Source organism: Streptococcus mitis (assembly GCF_023109105.1).
GTDB lineage: Bacteria > Bacillota > Bacilli > Lactobacillales > Streptococcaceae > Streptococcus > Streptococcus mitis_BW.
Map to the genome: position 1 here is coordinate 79,131 of NZ_JALDTZ010000001.1, position 18,397 is coordinate 97,527.

Below are 18,397 nucleotides of genomic sequence, written 5' to 3' on the forward strand. Positions count from 1 at the left end.
GGAAGGTAAATGAAGGATAAAAGAGAAATCATACGTGCCCGAAAGGCATTTAGAAGAAGTCTAAAAGATGAGAAGAAATTCTTGAAAAAAGGAAAGAAGGAGGTGAAGAAACAGAAAAAAAATTCTGCTGTACTGGATGAAAAAGCATGGAAAAAAGAGATAAAAGAAAAGCTAGAGGAGATGAGAGAAGCTTCAAAGGAGAGAGTAAAACAAGCAAATGAAGACTACAATCATATTCTTCAAAATAGTCCTCCATCTTTTTTGAATCGTAAAGAATTAAGAGACAGACGATTACCTCATGCTAGGAAACGATTGAAAATAGCCAAGAAGAAATTTAGAGAAGCAAAGGCACAGTCAAAAGAAGAAAGAAAAGAGAGTCGTAAAGAAAGAAAAACCAATCAAAAATTTCTTTATGGTCAGGAATCGAAAGCAAAATCTAATTTTTTCTTTCAAGGGAAGAGTTTAGAAGAATTAAAAGCTAAGAAAGAAGTCAAGGCCGCAAAAGAGAATCTAAAATCTACTAAACAAGCCTATAAGTCTAAAAAAGTCAGTAGGAAAGCTAAAACTTTTCTTTATGTCCTTGGACGTGAAGGAGGAGAGTTAGCTTCAGAAAATGAAGATTTAGAAGGCTATCGCACACTTCAAGAGACCATTAGAAAAGGGAAACGCTACAGTCGGCTTTCTTATAATCTGGGGAAAGCTAGTGTCAAAACAGGACAAGCAACAGGTCGTTTTACCAAGAAAAGACTGACCAACACAAAAGAGCGATACCATCATTTTAAGGATGGAAAAGGATGGAAACTAGCAAAAGATAACCCAAGTTCCTTTAAAAATCGATTTCGAAGATTAAAGAAACAAGGTCTTACAAGTGTCCGAAATATCTATCAAAAACTAAAAGCAGCCTTTTCCTTCTTTACATTTGCGGCTGGAAATCCTGCAACATGGATAGTTGGAGGAATAGTCTTTCTTCTTTTACTTATGATGAGCTTCTTTTTAGGATTTTCATCTGCTAGTTTGATTCAACAAGATGAATTTGAATTAACAAAAGCTTATACCCACCTAACTTGGGAAGACGCAGAACATACTCGTACAAATGACAAAGGAATTACTTATTACACAAAAGTTGATGATGTGATGGGCTATATGAACTTTAAATTCCATGACTATGAGTTAAACAAACCAGTTCACTTATTTAGTTCCGAAACTTACAAGGATTATCTGTCTACTTTGTGGCATGATTTAAACGATGGGGATGATTTGAAATCCATGCAAGACCTTTATGAAACTCCTAAGTATAAACTATCGAAAGACGATCAAGAGGAAATGAAGGAACTAAAAGAAGAAGGTGTGTATGCTTCCATGCAGGAATTGGACAATCCATTTGAGGGGAAAAGCAACGAAGATAGTCTAACCATGATTTATCGTTATGGATACTATGATTTAGACGGAAAACCTACTCTTCAGGAGTACATTCTACTAGAAGCGAAGGCTCACCAAACGATTGTCGCACCAATGGATGGGGTCGTATCACTAGATGGTGACAATATAATTCTCACTAACGGAAAAGGAGAGAATGAGAGTCGATTGACCTTGTATTCTATTCATAATGGCCGTGCGATTGAGGGTACAAGAGTCCTAACGGGTGATATTATTGGTGAAACATCAGACGATACAGGTTTGAAAGTTTCCTATCAAAAGTATAAGAACAAGAAAGAAAAATTGGTATATGTCAATCCGCAATTTTATTTTCCCAAAGTCATTCAACTTCAGACAACTATCTTACCTGCCATTGGTCAGTTTGGTGGAGATGAGTTTGAACGAGCAAAACATATTTATGAGTTTTTGAAATCTCAAGGGGCAAGTCCCCAAGCCATTGCGGCTATTTTAGGAAATTGGTCGGTAGAGTCTTCTATCAATCCTAAACGAGCTGAAGGGGATTATTTATCTCCTCCAGTTGGCGCTACCGATTCCTCATGGGATGATGAAAGCTGGTTAGAGATAGGAGGGCCAGCCATTTATAGTGGTGCTTATCCTAATATCCTTCATAGAGGTTTGGGGTTAGGTCAATGGACGGATACTGCAGATGGTTCAACACGTCATACAGCTTTATTGAATTATGCATACGCTAAAAATAAGAAATGGTATGATTTAGACCTACAACTTGACTTTATGCTTCATGGAGATAGTCCTTACTATCAAAGTTGGTTAAAGGATTTCTTTAAAAATACGGGTAGTGCAGCCAATCTGGCCCAACTCTTCCTTACCTATTGGGAGGGAAATTCTGGTGACAAACTACTGGAAAGACAAACCAGAGCAACGGAATGGTATTACCAAATTGAAAAAGGCTTTAGCCAAACAAACGGAGGACAGGCAAAAAGTGATCCACAATCCCTTGAAGGGGTTCGTGGGGACTTGTATGATCATTCTGTTCCTGGTGGTGGAGATGGTATGGCTTATGCCTATGGACAATGTACATGGGGTGTTGCGGCTCGTATGAACCAGTTAGGATTAAAGCTAAAAGGTAGAAATGGAGAAAAGATTTCAATCATTAATACCATGGGAAATGGTCAGGACTGGGTTGCGACAGCTTCAAGTCTTGGAGGTGAAACAGGTTCTACACCAAAAGCAGGTGCTATTGTTTCTTTTGTAGGAGGTACACATGGGACACCAGCAGACTATGGTCATGTGGCTTTTGTCGAGAAAGTATATGATGATGGTTCTTTCCTTGTGTCTGAGACAAACTATGGGGGTAATCCTAACTATACCTTTAGAAAAATCTCTCAAGCAGATAGTGCCATCAGTTTTGCTTATACGGTGAAATAAAAGAATCATGTCATCAGTTTAGGTGACATGATTCTTATTTTTTATAGAGTGACATATTTAATGCCATAGGCTGATAACTTACTTGATGATCGTCTTTAATCAATTGACTGTAAGCAACAAATCCAAACTGTTCATAAAATTGAATGACTTTAGGATGATTGATACTATCTAAAAATACCATCTGAGTTCCTACAATTGCTCGAAATTCTTCAATTTTTTGAATTACAATTTCAAATAACTCTTGTCCTGATAGTTTATTTAGCTTTGTGTTTTTGCCGAATTGACCGATAAGTAACACAGGGAGATAATCAATATTTTTGGGACTTTTCCCTTTTAGGACGAGTTTCTTTTTTAAGGATTTCTCTAAATCAGAAATATCAACAACTTTGAGAGATAAACTAAAGAATCCTATGATGTTATTTGTTTCAGTTTCTTCAACGATAAAATTACGAGAACGATGTTGTTTTTCAAAATTGGGAGCTTTATCAGATAGATAAGTCAACATCTCTTCATTACCGTTGAAATTAACATTTTCTAAAATGATAGTTTTAAATAGCTCCTGAACTTGTTTCTCAGTTTTATCAGGAGCCAGCACTTGAATATTTTCAAGATATTGTTTAAGTGGTGTTACTTGAATTGTCATCTTACAGATACTTTGAAATGAGTTTATTTTTCGTTGGAGCGGTAGCGTTTTGTGATTCAATAGATTTCAAGACTGCTTGTAGCTTTTTAGATGGTTTATGATTAAGAATTTTTAGAGCATCTTCGTTTGTTAGTTTTATATCACGTGTTAAACTGATTGTAGCCATTTGTTCTACCTCCTGTTTCTACTTAAATTCATTATAGCTTATTTTGAACAAAAGTTCAATCTAAAGATAGTGTATGTTTTCTATAGTGTATAAATCCAAAATAAGTTTTTCTCTTGCATTTGTAGCTCATATTCGTTAGAATAATGGTGTAAATGAGTGGTCGGCTCATGGTCAATCTGATAGTAATCTTGGACATAAGGGCCAAGCGGTGGCGGACACCAGAACGAAATCCGATAGCAATCTTGGACGTAAGGGCCAAGCGGTGGCAGACACCAGAATAAACCGACTGACTAGGTGGCTTACAGGTTCTGTAAGTCATCTTTTTTACTTTGATAATAATGTTTTATCATTTTAAGGAGAACGCAGTTTTGGCTCGTTCTCTTTTTTGTTGTGATATTTCTTTCAAGGAATATTTGGTAGGATTGGAGTGAAAAAAGATTAACTAGGAAAGAAGGAAGTATATGGAAGCCATTTATCAACGTGATTCGGATCAAGATGGACTAACTGATGCTCAAGAATTAGCGCTAGGAACCAATCCTCTTAGCGCAGATTCTGATGGTGATGGTCGTTCAGATTTAGTGGAAGTAGAAGAAGGAACCAATCCCTTAGAAAAGGATTTACAAGACATAGACCAAACAAGTATAACTGAACCGTCTTCAGTATTTATGGAAATGAAACAAAAGATTTCAGATATGATGGAGAGTCACTACAAGGAATTTATACAGGCTCTGATTAGTATTGAAACAGGGATTGAAAACCAACAAGACCTAGAAGACTTATATACTTACTACATGAGAACAGATGCCGTTTCTCTTTTGTCTAGTGATTTAGAAACCAGTCCTCAAGAGGTTGAAATGGAGATAGAGTTGTAGGGGAATCATGTGATTCTCCTATTTTCGTATAGATGAAAGGAGCGAGTATGGAAGTAATGCAATTATTGGCTATGTTTCGTGGAACGATTCCAAAAGATAGGGAGAAAATGGACCTATTTCTTCGTTATCAAGCGCAACATTTTGATGAGAAATGGCAGGACTTGGTAGAGAGTTTTTTGGCTGAAGAGAGCAAGATAGAAGAGATACCTCATGTCTATTCGTTTCATCAAGATATTATTTCTTTCCTAGAGGCCAGTTCTGAAAATAATGACCAAGATTTAGAAAGTTACACAAGAAGTTTTGGACAAGCGGGTCTAGATAAATTATCTCAATTAAGTAATTTTGAGAAAAACTTGGTGCTAGAAGTCGCAACCTATAACCTTTCCACTCGATTTTACATCCAATCTGAAAAAGAGAAGTTAGAACCATTAAGTGAGCTTGTATTTCATCAGAATCAGGATGTCAATTTAGTCAATGTCTATCGGGTTGCGAATAATCTATCTGACCGTGTTAGTAGAGATATAGAGGAATTTCTTCTAATGGTTGACTCAAAAGAGCTTAAAAAAGAAGTTCTTGAGATTCATTTTGAAGAAAAAGAGGGAGATGTTCTAGCTTATTTGGGTTCTGAATTAGTGGCTACTTTAGATACCGTGACGGATCTTGTCCATCATGAAGAAAACTACCAACAACTCCCACTGACACAAAAGCTGAAGATTATTACTCATTTTGATGATGTAAAAGCTAGAAGCGAAAAGTCTAATCAAGTAGAGGAAGTTTTATCTCCTTCAAGTGGTATTGAACAGGAAACGGAAGAAACGAACTCTTTTTCTAATGTCGATAAACTTGTAGAAGAAGCTTTGAAGGAATATCCAATCGGTTCACAAGTAAGTTATAAAGGACAAGTATTTCAGTTGGTTTCGATTGAAAATGCACAGTTAAATGACTTAGTTCGCCTAGAGTTATTCAATGATTCCAACCAGTTATTTGAAGAGAATCCTATCTTATACTTGAACACTTTGGAAGAGATTGAACAAGTATTGTCTCTCGTAGAACTTGAAAAAGAAGATTCAGAGATTGAGATTGATTCATCAAGTAAAAGTCAGGAAATAGATTTGTTTTCCTACCTGGAAGAAGAAAATGAAAATGAAAAGGATAAGGACAAGGAAACAAAACCTTTAATTTCGGGTATAAAAGAGACGGATGTCCCTGTTCAAGATTTTGTTTTTCCAGATGATTTAGAGGACTTTTATCCTAAGACAAATCGAGAAAAGATTGAAACGAATATCGCCGCAATTGAACTTGTTAAAAGATTAGAAAAAGAGGGACGACAAGCAAGTCCAGAAGAACAAGAACTACTAGCCAAGTATGTTGGATGGGGTGGTCTTGCCAATGAATTTTTTGATGAACTCAATCCAAAGTATGAGGCAGAACGTTTAACTCTTAAGAGCTTAGTAAGTAAATCAGAATACTCTACCATGAAACAAAGTTCTCTCACAGCCTATTATACAGACCCGATGATTATTCGCCAGATTTGGCAAAAGTTACTGGATGATGGTTTTGAGGGAGGAAGAATTTTAGATCCTTCTATGGGGACTGGGAACTTCTTTGCGGCGATGCCTAGAAGTATACGAGAGAAATCAGAACTCTATGGAGTTGAATTAGACAGTGTGACAGGCGCAATCGCAAAACAACTTCATCCCAATACTCATATTGAAGTGCGAGGATTTGAAGAAGTTCCCTATCAAAATAATAGTTTTGATTTAGTCTTAACGAATGTACCATTTGGAAATTTTCGCATTGCAGATAAAAATTATGATAGACCTTATATGATTCATGACTACTTTGTCAAACACTCACTTGATTTAGTAAGAGACGGAGGACAAGTGTCGATTATCTCATCTATTGGCACAATGGATAAGCGGACGGATAATGTCTTACAAGAGATTAAATCGAGCACTCATTTTTTAGGGGGAGTTCGTTTGCCGGATACGGCTTTTAAAAAGATTGCAGGTACTCGAGTGACCACAGACCTCCTCTTCTTTCAAAAGGATCAAGCAAAGAATCTTCATGAGGAGGAGCTTGTCTTTAGTGGCTCTATTCCCTTTGAGGAGGATAAGCGTGTCTGGATCAATCCTTATTTTGATGGGAAATACAATACACAAGTTTTGGGTGAATATGAGGTACGCAATTTTAATGGAGGAACTCTCAATGTTAAGGGGGAATCAGAAACATTCACTACTGACATCATGGAAGCATTAGAGAATGTGGAGGCACCTAAACCAATTGACAATTCTTTGAAAGAACCTGTTTTTATCCAAGAAAAAGTGGATCATTCTATCCCAAGTCGTATTCGTGAGAACTTAGCGCTCTATTCTTTTGGATATGAGGGAAATCAAATTTATTACCGAGATACACATGGCATTCGGAAAAGTTCAAAAGTAGACGAAATTAGTTATTATGTAGACGAGAAGGGAGAGTTTAAAGCTTGGGACAGTTCTTTGTCTGAACATAAAATAGACCGATTCGTGCAACTTCATTTGACTGATGAGGAAGCACTAGATGTTTACAAGTCAGAAGAAGCGAGTAAAAGGGGGAAATATAAGGGACTGTTCAAAAAAACTGTCTTTTATGAAAGTCCCTTATCGGATAAGGATATTAGTCGCATTAAGGGCATGGTTGATTTGAGAGAGACCTATCAATCCTTAATTGAAATTCAACGTCATCCAGATTATAGTCGAACAGATTTTCAGGTATTACTTAGTAAACTCAATCGTGACTATGACCGTTTTGTAAGTCAATTTGGATACTTGAATGCGTCCGTTAATCGGAACTTATTTGATAGTGACGATAAGTATTCCTTACTAGCTAGTTTAGAAGATGAATACATTGATTCTAAAAGTCAGAAAGTAAAATATAAAAAATCTTTAGCTTTTGAGAAAGCATTGGTTAGGCCAGAGAGAGTGATTGCAAGAGTATCAACGGCTTTAGATGCCTTAAACTCTAGTTTATCGGATGGTAGAGGGGTTGATTTAGACTATATGGTATCAATTTATCCCGAACATAGCCTAGCTGCTATTTTAGATGAGTTAGGAGACCAGATTTTAATGGATCCAGAAAGCTATTTAAGAGGAGAAAGAAAATATCTTTCTAAGAACCAGTTTTTATCAGGAGACATTCTCAACAAGATAGAAGTAGTTCAACTATTAGTGGAGGAAAACAATCAAGAATGTGACTGGACTCATGCTTTAGATTTGTTAGAATCTGTTCGCCCTCCAAGGATTCATCTGGCAGATATTGAGTTTAAAATAGGGTCACGTTGGATACCTCAATCCGTTTATGGAAAATTTGCCTTTGAATGTTTTACTAATCGTGAATTTGAATTGTCTTCGCCTGATGTGGAACAAGTCATTGAAGTGAATCCTGTCGATGGCCAGGTTCATTTAAGGACATCATTTGCTTATCGCTATCCAAGTGCCAAAGATAGTAGTCTTGGAGTCAGTGGGTCACGTTATGATACAGGAAGAAAGATTTTTGAGAATTTACTAAATTCAAACCAACCGACGATTACTATGACTGTTACGGAAGGAGAAAAGAAAAAGACTATCACAGATTTGGAAAAAACCTCTGTTCTAAGAGCAAAAGAGCAGCATTTACAAGAACTCTTTCAAGACTTTGTCTCACGGTATCCAGAAGTCCAACAAGTCATTGAAGAAAGCTATAATCGTCTTTATAATCGAACAGTTAGTCGAGAATATGACGGTAGCCATCTAGTCATTGATGGCTTGGCTCAAAACATTAGTCTTCGCCCTCATCAAGAGAATGCCATTCAAAGAATCGTAGAAGAAAAAAGAGCTTTATTAGCTCATGAGGTAGGTTCAGGAAAGACCTTGACCATGCTTGGTGCTGGGTTTAAATTAAAGGAGTTGGGGATGGTTCATAAGCCCTTGTATGTAGTGCCTTCTAGTTTGTCTGCTCAATTTGGCCAAGAGATCATGAAATTTTTCCCTACTAAAAAAGTCTTTGTGACTACTAAGAAAGATTTTGTGAAGGCGAGAAGAAAACAATTTGTGTCACGTATTATTACAGGAGATTACGATGCCATTGTCATTGGGGATTCTCAATTTGAAAAAATCCCTGTCAGTAAAGAAAGACAGATGAACTATATTGAGGATAAACTCAATGAACTACGAGAGATTAAAACACATTCTGAAAATAAGTATACCGTTAAAGAAGCAGAGCAATCAATAAGTGGTCTAGAGAAACAATTGGAAGAACTCCAACGCTTTAATCGTGATAGTTTTATTGATTTTGAGAACTTAGGAATTGATTTTCTCTTTGTGGATGAAGCACATCACTTTAAAAATATTCGTCCCATTACTGGACTTGGGAATGTAGCAGGGATTACTAATACAACTTCTAAGAAGAATGTGGATATGGAAATGAAGGTTCGACAGATTCAGGAAGAACATGATTTTAAAAATATTGTCTTTGCGACAGGAACACCTGTTTCCAATTCTATTAGTGAGTTATATACTATGATGAACTACATTCAACCAGATATCTTAAAACGCTATCAAGTTGATTATTTTGACTCTTGGGTAGGTGCTTTTGGAGAAATTCAAAACTCTATGGAATTAGCTCCTACAGGGGATAAGTACCAACCTAAGAAACGATTTAAAAAGTTTGTCAATCTACCTGAGTTGATGAAAATCTATAAAGAAACAGCCGACATTCAAACACAAGATATGTTGGATTTACCTGTACCAGAAGCCCATATTATCCCTATTGAGAGTGAGTTAACTGAAAACCAGAAACTCTATTTAGAAGAATTAGTTATGAGGTCAGATATGGTCAAATGTGGAACAGTTGATCCGAGCCAGGATAACATGTTAAAAATTACGGGTGAGGCACGGAAACTAGCAATTGATATGCGTTTATTGGACTCTAGTTATAGTCTAGCAGACAATCATAAACTGCTTCAGGTAGTGGATAATGTTGAAAGAATTTATCGTGAGGGAATGGAAAATAAGGCTACTCAGATGATTTTTTCAGATATTGGAACACCTAAGAAAAAGGACAATGGCTTTGATGTTTATTCTGAGATTAAGGCTTTATTAGTGGATAGAGGAATCCCTAGTAAGGAAATTGCCTTTGTACATGATGCCAATAGTGATGAAAAGAAGAATAGCTTGTCTCGAAAGGTCAATGCAGGAGAGGTGCGGATTCTTCTTGCCTCAACTGAAAAAGGAGGAACAGGTTTAAATGTTCAGAGCAAGATGAAAGCAGTTCATCACCTGGATGTCCCTTGGAGACCAAGTGACATTCAGCGTGCGTCCGTAAAGGCGGTATAGTAAATCTACTCTTGGCAAAGTAGTAGGCGTGACCTTAATGCCTATCATCACCCAACTGACCTGTGAGGGAAACCAAACATCAGGGAACAAAGCACGTTGGGAAACTCATAAGTTGATGAGTTATCACATCACGACTGAATGAGGAGATGATAATGTAACAGATGTTACTGAGATAATTATAAGGATAAAATCTAAACTGATTGAAGGATAGTCTAAACGGTCTGTGTCGGGACTGTGAGGTAAGATAACTAAAATCCTCATACTATGGAACTTCATTATCACTGTTGAAGATAGTGAAGCAAAGGGATTCCATAGCGTATTCATAGTAAATGAAAACAGATGAACGTCCTATCCGATGAAATTATCAAGCTATGTTACTATACCAGCTAAACGGAGATTACCTAAGTCAAAACGCTTGTAAAAGCTATTAAACATAAGGTTTATGAATATTTGATAAGGTAACGGAGTTCCCATAGTAGTCCGAGCGTGTTAATGGCACGTACATGGCGAAGGGGAACAGTTTATAACATTAACATTATGGAAAGGAAGGTGTGTGAGACACCATGAGAAATCCTCAAAATGTGTTAAACAATCTAACAAAACACAGTAAAGATAAAAACTATCAATTTGAGCGACTGTATCGTTTACTTTATAACAAAGAAATGTACTTAGTTGCCTATCAAACGATTTACGCTAACCCAGGACACTTGACACCTGGAGTAGACGAGGTGACGATTGATGGTATGAGTATAGCTAGAATTGATCAATTGATTGATTCCCTGAAAGATGAATCCTATCAGCCACACCCATCAAGACGAACCTATATTCCTAAAAAGAATGGGAAGCTACGTCCACTAGGTATTCCATCATTTGATGATAAGCTCTTACAACAGGTTATTAAAATGATTTTGGAAGCTATCTACGAGGGACAATTTGAACCCTCTTCCCATGGTTTTCGTCCGAATAAAAGTTGCCATACAGCACTTACTCAGATTCAGAAGACCTACACTGGAACAAAATGGTTTATTGAAGGAGATATCAAGTCATTCTTTGATAATATCAATCATGATGTGATGATTCACATTCTCCGAGAAAGAATTACTGATGAGCGGTTCTTACGCTTGATTCGTAAATTCCTCAATGCGGGATACGTGGAAGATTGGAAATTCTACAAAACCTACTCAGGAACTCCACAAGGAGGGATAATCAGTCCCATTTTAGCCAATATCTATTTGGATAAGTTTGATAAATATATGACGGATTATGTGAAGAACTTCTGCCAAGGGAAATACCGGAAACGTACCCCAGAATATCGCCAGAATGAGATAGAGTTGGGAAAAGCAAGAAGAGCATTAGAATATGTTTCAACGGAAAATCAACGACAAGAAGTTATCCAGCGTATTCGTCAATTGGAAAAGGAAAGAGTGTTAATTCCTCATAGTGATCCTATGGATAGTAGTTTTAAACGTCTAACCTACACCCGATACGCAGATGATTTTATCTGCGGTGTGATTGGCAGTAAAGAGGACGCTCTTCGCATTAAAGCAGATATTAAGGACTATTTGGAGGCAGTTCTCAAATTGGAACTCTCTGTGGAGAAAACCTTGATTACCAATGCGAGAGATAAAGCTAAGTTTCTGGGATATCATCTGTATATTCGCCAATCGAATTTAGCTAAGCGTGATTCGGCAGGACGATTGGTCAGAAATTATACAGGTAGATTAGTCCTAGAGGTTTCTATTGAAACGATTCGAGACAGATTACTGTCTTACGGAGCTATGAAAATGACTTATCATAGAGGCTACGAAGTTTGGAAACCAACGGCCCGTTATTTCATGAAAGATTGCGATGATTTAGAGATTCTAGAACGCTACAATGCAGAAATAAGAGGTTTTTATAACTATTATTGTATCGCTAATAACAGCTCTATCCTTCATCGCTTTAAGTACATCATGGAATATAGCATGTATAAAACTTATGCGACTAAATATCGTACGACTAAATCCCACATCATCCGTAAATATAAAAAGGATGGTCAATTTAGGGTACAGTATATTGGACGTAAAGGGGATACAATGACCCGTTATTTCTATAACGGAGGATTTAAACGTCAAAAGAAATCTTTCCTTGACAATGATAATTCGCCAAATACGGCGAAATATTTTAGTCGAACAAATTTAATTGATAGATTAAAAGCAAGCCGTTGTGAGTATTGTCAAGCGACCGACAGTTCCCTAGAAATCCATCATGTGAGAAAACTAAAGGATTTAAAGGGAAAGACTTTTTGGGAACGTTTGATGATTTCTAGACAACGGAAAACAATAGCACTGTGTAAAGATTGCCATAAGAAATTACATCATGGCAAGTTAGATTGAGTTTATAAACGGAGAGCCGTATACATTGAAAGGTGTACGTACGGTTCGGGGGCGAGTATTTGGAAACCTGCCGTAGTAATATGGTAAGGCGCTGGGTACTTAGCCTACAACGCAATGGACGGATTATCCGACAGGGAAATGAAAACAAGGAAGTGGATATTTACCACTACATTACTAAAGGTTCGTTTGATAATTATCTATGGGCAACTCAGGAGAACAAACTCCGTTATATTAAGCAGATTATGACTTCTAAGGAGCCGATTCGTGCTGCAGAAGATATTGATGAGCAGACCATGACAGCTTCTGATTTTAAGGCACTAGCAACAGGTAATCCTTATCTCAAGTATAAGATGGAATTGGAGAATGATCTAACCCTATTAGAAAATCAAAGACGCGCCTTTCAACGCAGCAAGGATCACTATCGTCATACAATCTCTTACTGTGAAGAAAATATACCCATTCTTGAGAAACGATTAAGCAAGTATGATGGAGATATTCAACAGTCTGAAATATCGAAAGACCAGGCATTTTCTATGACAGTAGGCAAGCAAGCTTTTGAGCAACGAGCTGAAGCAGGTGAATCTCTACATCGTCTTATCCGTCATAATCAAGCTGACAGCAAAGAATTCCGTACCCTAGCAAGCTATCGAGGATTTGACATTAAAATGCTTAGTCTTCCAACAAATCAACCTCTTCCTGAAACCTTCTCTGTTAAGATTGTAGGAGAAAATCAGTATTCTGTCAGTTTAGATTTGTATTCTCCTTTGGGGACAATTCAAAGGCTTCAGCATACGATTGATCACATTAAAGAGGACCAAGTGAAAACTCAGAACTTATTGGATGAATTAAAGGATAAATGGACTACTGCTAAGGTAGAAATTGAAAATAATTTTCCAAAGGAAGAGGATTATCAAACTAAAAAGGCCGAATACGATGTACTCGCGCCATTGATTGAAACAGAAACGGATTTAGATATTATTGATCAGGCCTTAAGACAATTCCACGAAAAAGGAAAAGAAAAAGAAGAACAACTTTCTTTTGAATTAGATTAAAAAATAGATATAAATAGCGGACAAGAAAAGAAAAGCGCGGTAGAATAAAGATAGAAAGAAACGAGGTAACAATTATGATGGAAGATACCTATTATCAGTTAGAAGAGGCCTTAGTACAGGGATTTCAAACACCTGAAGAATATCAAGCCTACAAGGAGTTAAAGGAACATTATGAGGAAGTGACAGGGGATTACAGCTTTTCCAAACGAGAACTTACTAGCCAATTGGAAATCGCTCTTCAGAATCATCGAGGTGTGGACTTTGAAGAACATGAAAAAGAGGAGTATTTGGACTTAGTTCAAAAGCTAGAGGAATTTGATTCCTCTCTTGCCACCCATTATCGTCAATTGATTGACTAGAGAGGAGAAAGTCATGAATGATTTACTCCTTATCCCAGTAATTTTTTTAGCAGTAGGAGGAATTCTCATTCTTTTATGGAGACTCTTTCTTATTGCCAGTGGACTTTTCCTTATTGGTTTTGTCAGTTTTCTTATTTTCGTAGAGGTCTATGGAATTTATTTGTTCTTTACTGAACCTAGTTTATATTTTGATGATATCAGACAACATGGTTTAACTAGTTTTACGGCTGTGTACCTTTTCATCAATCTGATGTTGGTTCTAGGATTCAGTTGGCGCTTCATTAACTCAATGAATAAGGAAAAAATGTGAACTTTTTAGGTAGTTAAAAGACTTTATCTGAATCTAAATTCGGATAAGGTTTTTTATTAGCCATGATTCTTTCATATACTTCATAGCTAAATTGGAGTAATAATTTATGAAAATCATTATCATCACTATTATTACTTGTATTTATGGCTCGTTTATGTCGTTCAATATGAGAAAGAGCTCTTCTCAAATTTTCTTCTTTTAATTTGTTCATGTTTATATTATAAGCTGAAGACAGCTGGTTTTGATATTTTTCTCTGAACTGTACGATTTTGCGCCTGAAATGTAGGAATCACCTTTCGTTGTGGTGTGATAAAACTTACAAGTTGTTTTTGTTATTCTTGACCTAGTTTTTATAGAAAGAAGGTCTAAGATGTTAAATAAAGTCAAAACTAAAGCCTTAATTAGTGTTGGAGCAGTTGCTGCAACTAGCTTTATTCTCATGATGGGATATACTGCTGGTCAACATTCTACTGCTAAACAAAGTCGCAAAGAAATCGAATTGGCTGCAGCTAAACTTGTAGAGGACAAACAAGCAGAAGATAAAGCCAGCATTTTGTCATCAGATACTGTAAAAGAATTTTTGACTCAGTACTATACGAAAGAAAAGCTCGGAGAAAATAATACACGTATTCAACCTTATATGACTGAATCGGCTTATTCTCAAGAATTGTCAAGTCAAAATGATGCCATGAACCAAGTGTATAAGGATTATATTTTGGATTATCATTTTGAAAAAGCTGATATCTTTGTCAATCAGACTACGAATCAAGCTATTGCCATGGTCTCTTATAATGTAACCTATGTATCTGATTTAAAGAACGCCAACCAATCAAAGACCAATCAGACAGAAACCAGAACGGTTAAGTTGTCTTATTCGAAACTACCAGGTAAGTTATTGGTCAACCAAGTACAGGTTTGGAAATCTGGGTTAGATGATTTGGATAAGGCCACTCCCAAAACTTTGGAAGAATCCTCATCTGTTCCATCACTGCCAAACACTACGACAAAATGATGATATTGCATGGAAATAGAAGAATGTAAGCAAATTTCAATTCTTGATGTAGCCAATCGTTTAGGTATCTCCTTTAAACAAGTTTCGAGCAGTGTCTATGAACATCCTGAACACGATTCATTCCGAATTTTTTCAACTACCAATACTTTTAAATGGTTTTCAAGAGATATTCAAGGTGATGTTATTGATTTTGTTCGACTTGTTAAGGGAATTTCCTTTAAAGAAGCTCTAGCTTTTCTTTCTGAAGAACCTTTTCAAAAAGAAGCTGTTCAAGAAAAAAGAGAGAGACCATTTTATTATCCTTTAAAGAGAGTAGAAGATTCTAACTGTAGTCTGGCCAGATATTACTTAACAAAATGTAGAGGAATCTCAGAAGAAATCATAGAAAAGATGATTCAACAAGGTTTGATAGCACAAGCTAGTTGGAAAACAAATGAAACTGTTGAACCTGTTATTGTTTTTAAAAGCTTTGATCATCGTCACAAGCTGCAGGCAGCAAGCTTACAAGGGATATATAAGAAACACTCTCTTCCTAGAGAGAGGTTAAAAACGATTCTAAAAGGAAGCCATGGACATGTTGGAATATCCTTTGATATTGGTAAACCAAATAGACTGGTCTTTTGTGAATCGTTTATCGACTTGATGAGCTATTACGAACTTCATCAACAAAGTCTAACTGATGTTCGTTTGGTATCTATGGAGGGATTAAAAAGGTCTGTTGTCGCTTATCAAACTTTACGACTGATAGCTGAAGAAAATCAGAAGTTGGAATTTTTAGATACAGTAACACCTTCAAAGTTATTGCCCTTAATCAATACAATTCGTGATACCACCAGCTATTTCGATAATCATCCTGATTTATTGACACTTGCGGTAGATTGTGATGATGCAGGTAAAGATTTTTCTGATAAGTTATCTCAATCAGGATTTCCTGTTTTACTGGATTTACCTGATAATGAATCTGGGAAAGAAAAAAGAGACTGGAACGATATTCTTCGAGAAAAGAAATCAGATTTACAATTGATGATCGAGAATGCAAAAGAGACATTGAGGAATCAACCAGTAAGACAAACCTCTCAATGTTTAGAATTGTGATAACAAAATCAAGATGTTTTAGCTAATATTAGAATGAAGGAGGATCGTATATGACCATTATTGAACGCTTAGAAGAAAAGGTCACTAGGCAAGAAAGCAAGGTAGCAAGAGAGACAGAAAAACTCGCTGCTTACAAAGAGCAACTGGAGACAGCGATGTTTGCGACGTTCAAAAGGCGTCAAAGCATCAGTCACATGAGTTTTGAAGAAGCTCTTGACCATGCCTTTGGTAAAGAAAGACAATTCGATGATTCTGAATTTAGAAAGGATGAAATGAGTGAATGACAAAAGATTGGAATTTTAATCAACCATTAGAAAGTAAATCAGAAAATCAAGGGGATTCAGATAAAATTGCGGCCTTATTTGGAAATCATCAAGGAGGTAATGATGTAAATTATGAAGCAGCTTTTCAAAAGCGAAAACAAGCGCCTGTGACGGAATCAAATTCTAGTTCTAAACCTAAAGTTACAGAGGTTAGAACAGGAAAAGAGACAGATATCACTACAAGTTATCAGCAACATCTTAAAAGACTTATTGCTGATAACAATAGCGATATTCAAAGCAGTCAAAAGAAAATTGAAGAGCTACATACGTTGATTGACACAAAGAATAAAGATAATAAGAAATTGCAGTCCATTTACGATGCGATTTCCGAATTACACTAAGCAGTCCTGATAGGCTGCTTTTTTTGAGAGGTTATAGATGTTTACAACATTTTTTAAGAAAAATCACGACAATAGTGATGTATTTAAAAAGCTGATTCATAGATTATCTGATATGTCTGTCCAAGATCTTGAAAAAATAGACCGACTGCTAGATATCATTTTTACTCCAGAACAAGAATCGGAACAACTAAAAACAGAATCAACTTATAGAGAAGAAACTTTGGACAACACATTAAAGGAAGCTAAGAATCAACTTCATAAGGAACAATTGGAGAAGAATTTAGAGAGATTTAGGAAAAATAGTCAATAACGCACCAAAAATGGTGCATTTGCTTTTTCTAAATGTTATAATGGTGGTATCAAATAAAAGGAGTTTGCCATGATTGGAAAAAACATAAAATCCTTACGTAAAACACATGACTTAACACAACCCGAATTTGCACGGATTGTAGGTATTTCACGAAATAGTCTGAGTCGTTATGAAAATGGAACGAGTTCAGTCTCAACCGAATTAATAGACATCATTTGTCAGAAGTTTAATGTATCTTATGTCGATATTGTAGGAGAAGATAAAATGCTCAATCCTGTTGAAGATTATGAATTGACTTTAAAAATTGAAATTGTGAAAGAAAGAGGTGCTAATCTATTATCACGACTCTATCGTTATCAAGATAGTCAGGGAATTAGCATTGATGATGAATCTAATCCTTGGATTTTAATGAGTGATGATCTATCTGACTTGATTCATACGAATATCTATTTAGTAGATAATTTTGATGAAATAGAGAGGTATAGCGGCTATTTGGATGGAATTGAACGTATGTTAGAGATATCTGAAAAACGGATGGTAGCCTAATGGAAATCCAAGATTATACTGATAGTGAATTCAAACATGCTCTAGCACGGAATCTTCGTTCTCTGACAAGAGGAAAAAAGTCCAGTAAGCAACCTATAGCGATTTTGCTTGGAGGGCAAAGTGGAGCTGGTAAGACTACAATTCATCGTATTAAACAGAAAGAATTTCAAGGAAATATTGTTATCATAGATGGCGATAGTTTTCGCTCTCAACATCCACACTATTTAGAACTGCAGCAAGAATATGGCAAAGATAGTGTAGAATACACCAAAGAGTTTGCGGGGAAAATGGTAGAGTCTTTAGTAACAGAATTGAGTCAATTAGGATACAATCTTTTGATAGAGGGAACTTTACGAACAGTTGATGTTCCAAAGAAAACCACACAACTCTTGAAAAATAAGGGATATGAAGTACAATTAGCCTTAATTGCGACAAAGCCTGAACTGTCTTATCTGAGTACCCTTATCCGATACGAAGAACTGTACGCTATCAATCCAAATCAAGCACGTGCAACTCCAAAAGAACATCATGATTTCATTGTTAATCATCTAGTTGATAATACACGACAATTGGAAGAACTGGCTATCTTTGAAAGAATTCAAATGTATCAACGAGATAGAAGTTGTGTATATGATTCAGGAGAAAATACAACTTCAGCGGCAACCGTTCTTCATGACTTACTATTTGGAGAATGGAATCAAGTAGAGAGGGATATCCTTAAATCAGGAGAAGAAAGATTGAAAGATTTAACTAAACGAAATGGTTTGTAGAGTTAGATTTTTAAAATAAAGTCTATTGGATCGTCAATTAAAAAATAAC

General features: G+C 36.2%; 16 protein-coding genes and 2 pseudogenes. 14 read left to right on the top strand and 4 right to left on the bottom strand.

Annotation, left to right across the window (positions count from 1 at the left end):
- The first annotated feature begins 9 nt into the window (after positions 1-9).
- A complete protein-coding gene (locus M1F37_RS00460) occupies positions 10-2,823 on the top strand; it encodes a phage tail tip lysozyme (protein WP_247934304.1) in 2,814 nt (937 codons plus the stop codon).
- A 34-nt stretch (positions 2,824-2,857) separates the two neighbouring features.
- On the opposite strand, the gene M1F37_RS00465 is transcribed toward M1F37_RS00460, so the two are convergent.
- The 3 genes from M1F37_RS00465 to M1F37_RS00475 are packed head-to-tail and all read right to left on the bottom strand — an operon-like array spanning position 2,858 to position 3,951.
- On the bottom strand, positions 2,858-3,466 hold the full coding sequence (locus M1F37_RS00465; RefSeq protein ID WP_061863369.1) for a hypothetical protein: 609 nt from the start codon (positions 3,464-3,466) through the stop codon (positions 2,858-2,860).
- A 1-nt stretch (position 3,467) separates the two neighbouring features.
- A complete protein-coding gene (locus M1F37_RS00470; protein ID WP_023396273.1) occupies positions 3,468-3,632 on the bottom strand; it encodes a hypothetical protein in 165 nt (54 codons plus the stop codon).
- A 55-nt stretch (positions 3,633-3,687) separates the two neighbouring features.
- Positions 3,688-3,951 carry a hypothetical protein gene (locus tag M1F37_RS00475; protein WP_221762829.1) on the bottom strand — a complete coding sequence of 88 codons (264 nt, stop codon included), beginning with the start codon at positions 3,949-3,951 and terminating at the stop codon, positions 3,688-3,690.
- A gap of 142 nt (positions 3,952-4,093) precedes the next feature.
- On the opposite strand from M1F37_RS00475, the gene M1F37_RS00480 reads away from it, so the two are divergent.
- The 6 genes and pseudogenes from M1F37_RS00480 to M1F37_RS00505 all read left to right on the top strand — a co-directional run bounded on the left by M1F37_RS00480 (position 4,094) and on the right by M1F37_RS00505 (position 13,951).
- Entirely contained in the window at positions 4,094-4,504 is a 411-nt protein-coding gene (locus tag M1F37_RS00480) for a thrombospondin type 3 repeat-containing protein (protein WP_037619229.1), read from the top strand.
- A 47-nt stretch (positions 4,505-4,551) separates the two neighbouring features.
- Positions 4,552-9,852: pseudogene (locus M1F37_RS00485) on the top strand (SNF2-related protein); the annotation flags it as partial.
- Positions 9,853-10,418: 566 nt separating this feature from the next.
- Positions 10,419-12,230 (top strand): group II intron reverse transcriptase/maturase, encoded by a 1,812-nt coding sequence (ltrA, locus tag M1F37_RS00490; RefSeq protein ID WP_247934306.1) that lies wholly within the window; start codon positions 10,419-10,421, stop codon positions 12,228-12,230.
- 107 nt (positions 12,231-12,337) lie between these two features.
- Positions 12,338-13,282 (top strand): annotated as a pseudogene (locus M1F37_RS00495) (helicase SNF2); the annotation flags it as partial.
- A gap of 74 nt (positions 13,283-13,356) precedes the next feature.
- Positions 13,357-13,641, top strand: a complete 285-nt coding sequence (locus M1F37_RS00500; RefSeq protein ID WP_000969640.1) for a DUF5962 family protein — start codon at positions 13,357-13,359, stop codon at positions 13,639-13,641.
- Positions 13,642-13,654: 13 nt separating this feature from the next.
- Positions 13,655-13,951 carry a DUF5966 family protein gene (locus M1F37_RS00505; RefSeq protein ID WP_005592253.1) on the top strand — a complete coding sequence of 99 codons (297 nt, stop codon included), beginning with the start codon at positions 13,655-13,657 and terminating at the stop codon, positions 13,949-13,951.
- A gap of 13 nt (positions 13,952-13,964) precedes the next feature.
- Here the strand turns inward: M1F37_RS00505 and M1F37_RS00510 are convergent, their stop codons facing one another.
- Positions 13,965-14,162 (bottom strand): hypothetical protein, encoded by a 198-nt coding sequence (locus tag M1F37_RS00510; RefSeq protein ID WP_005590070.1) that lies wholly within the window; start codon positions 14,160-14,162, stop codon positions 13,965-13,967.
- A gap of 159 nt (positions 14,163-14,321) precedes the next feature.
- On the opposite strand from M1F37_RS00510, the gene M1F37_RS00515 reads away from it, so the two are divergent.
- The 7 genes from M1F37_RS00515 to pezT all read left to right on the top strand — a co-directional run bounded on the left by M1F37_RS00515 (position 14,322) and on the right by pezT (position 18,348).
- Positions 14,322-14,963 (top strand): hypothetical protein, encoded by a 642-nt coding sequence (locus M1F37_RS00515; RefSeq protein WP_000933083.1) that lies wholly within the window; start codon positions 14,322-14,324, stop codon positions 14,961-14,963.
- A 9-nt stretch (positions 14,964-14,972) separates the two neighbouring features.
- Positions 14,973-16,058 (top strand): toprim domain-containing protein, encoded by a 1,086-nt coding sequence (locus tag M1F37_RS00520; RefSeq protein WP_247934307.1) that lies wholly within the window; start codon positions 14,973-14,975, stop codon positions 16,056-16,058.
- Between the two features lie 50 nt (positions 16,059-16,108).
- Positions 16,109-16,342, top strand: coding sequence for a DUF5965 family protein (locus M1F37_RS00525; protein WP_000152419.1), 234 nt, complete (start codon positions 16,109-16,111; stop codon positions 16,340-16,342).
- Positions 16,339-16,722: a DUF5945 family protein gene (locus M1F37_RS00530; protein ID WP_000159223.1), complete on the top strand. Its 384-nt coding sequence runs from the start codon at positions 16,339-16,341 to the stop codon at positions 16,720-16,722. The genes M1F37_RS00525 and M1F37_RS00530 overlap by 4 nt, the downstream gene beginning before the upstream one ends.
- Positions 16,723-16,759: 37 nt before the next feature.
- A complete protein-coding gene (locus M1F37_RS00535) occupies positions 16,760-17,032 on the top strand; it encodes a hypothetical protein (protein ID WP_247934308.1) in 273 nt (90 codons plus the stop codon).
- Positions 17,033-17,101: 69 nt separating this feature from the next.
- Positions 17,102-17,578, top strand: a complete 477-nt coding sequence (gene pezA, locus M1F37_RS00540) for a type II toxin-antitoxin system antitoxin PezA (protein ID WP_247934309.1) — start codon at positions 17,102-17,104, stop codon at positions 17,576-17,578.
- Positions 17,578-18,348, top strand: coding sequence for a type II toxin-antitoxin system toxin PezT (gene pezT / locus M1F37_RS00545; protein WP_247934310.1), 771 nt, complete (start codon positions 17,578-17,580; stop codon positions 18,346-18,348). The genes pezA and pezT overlap by 1 nt, the downstream gene beginning before the upstream one ends.
- Positions 18,349-18,397 lie beyond the last annotated feature (49 nt).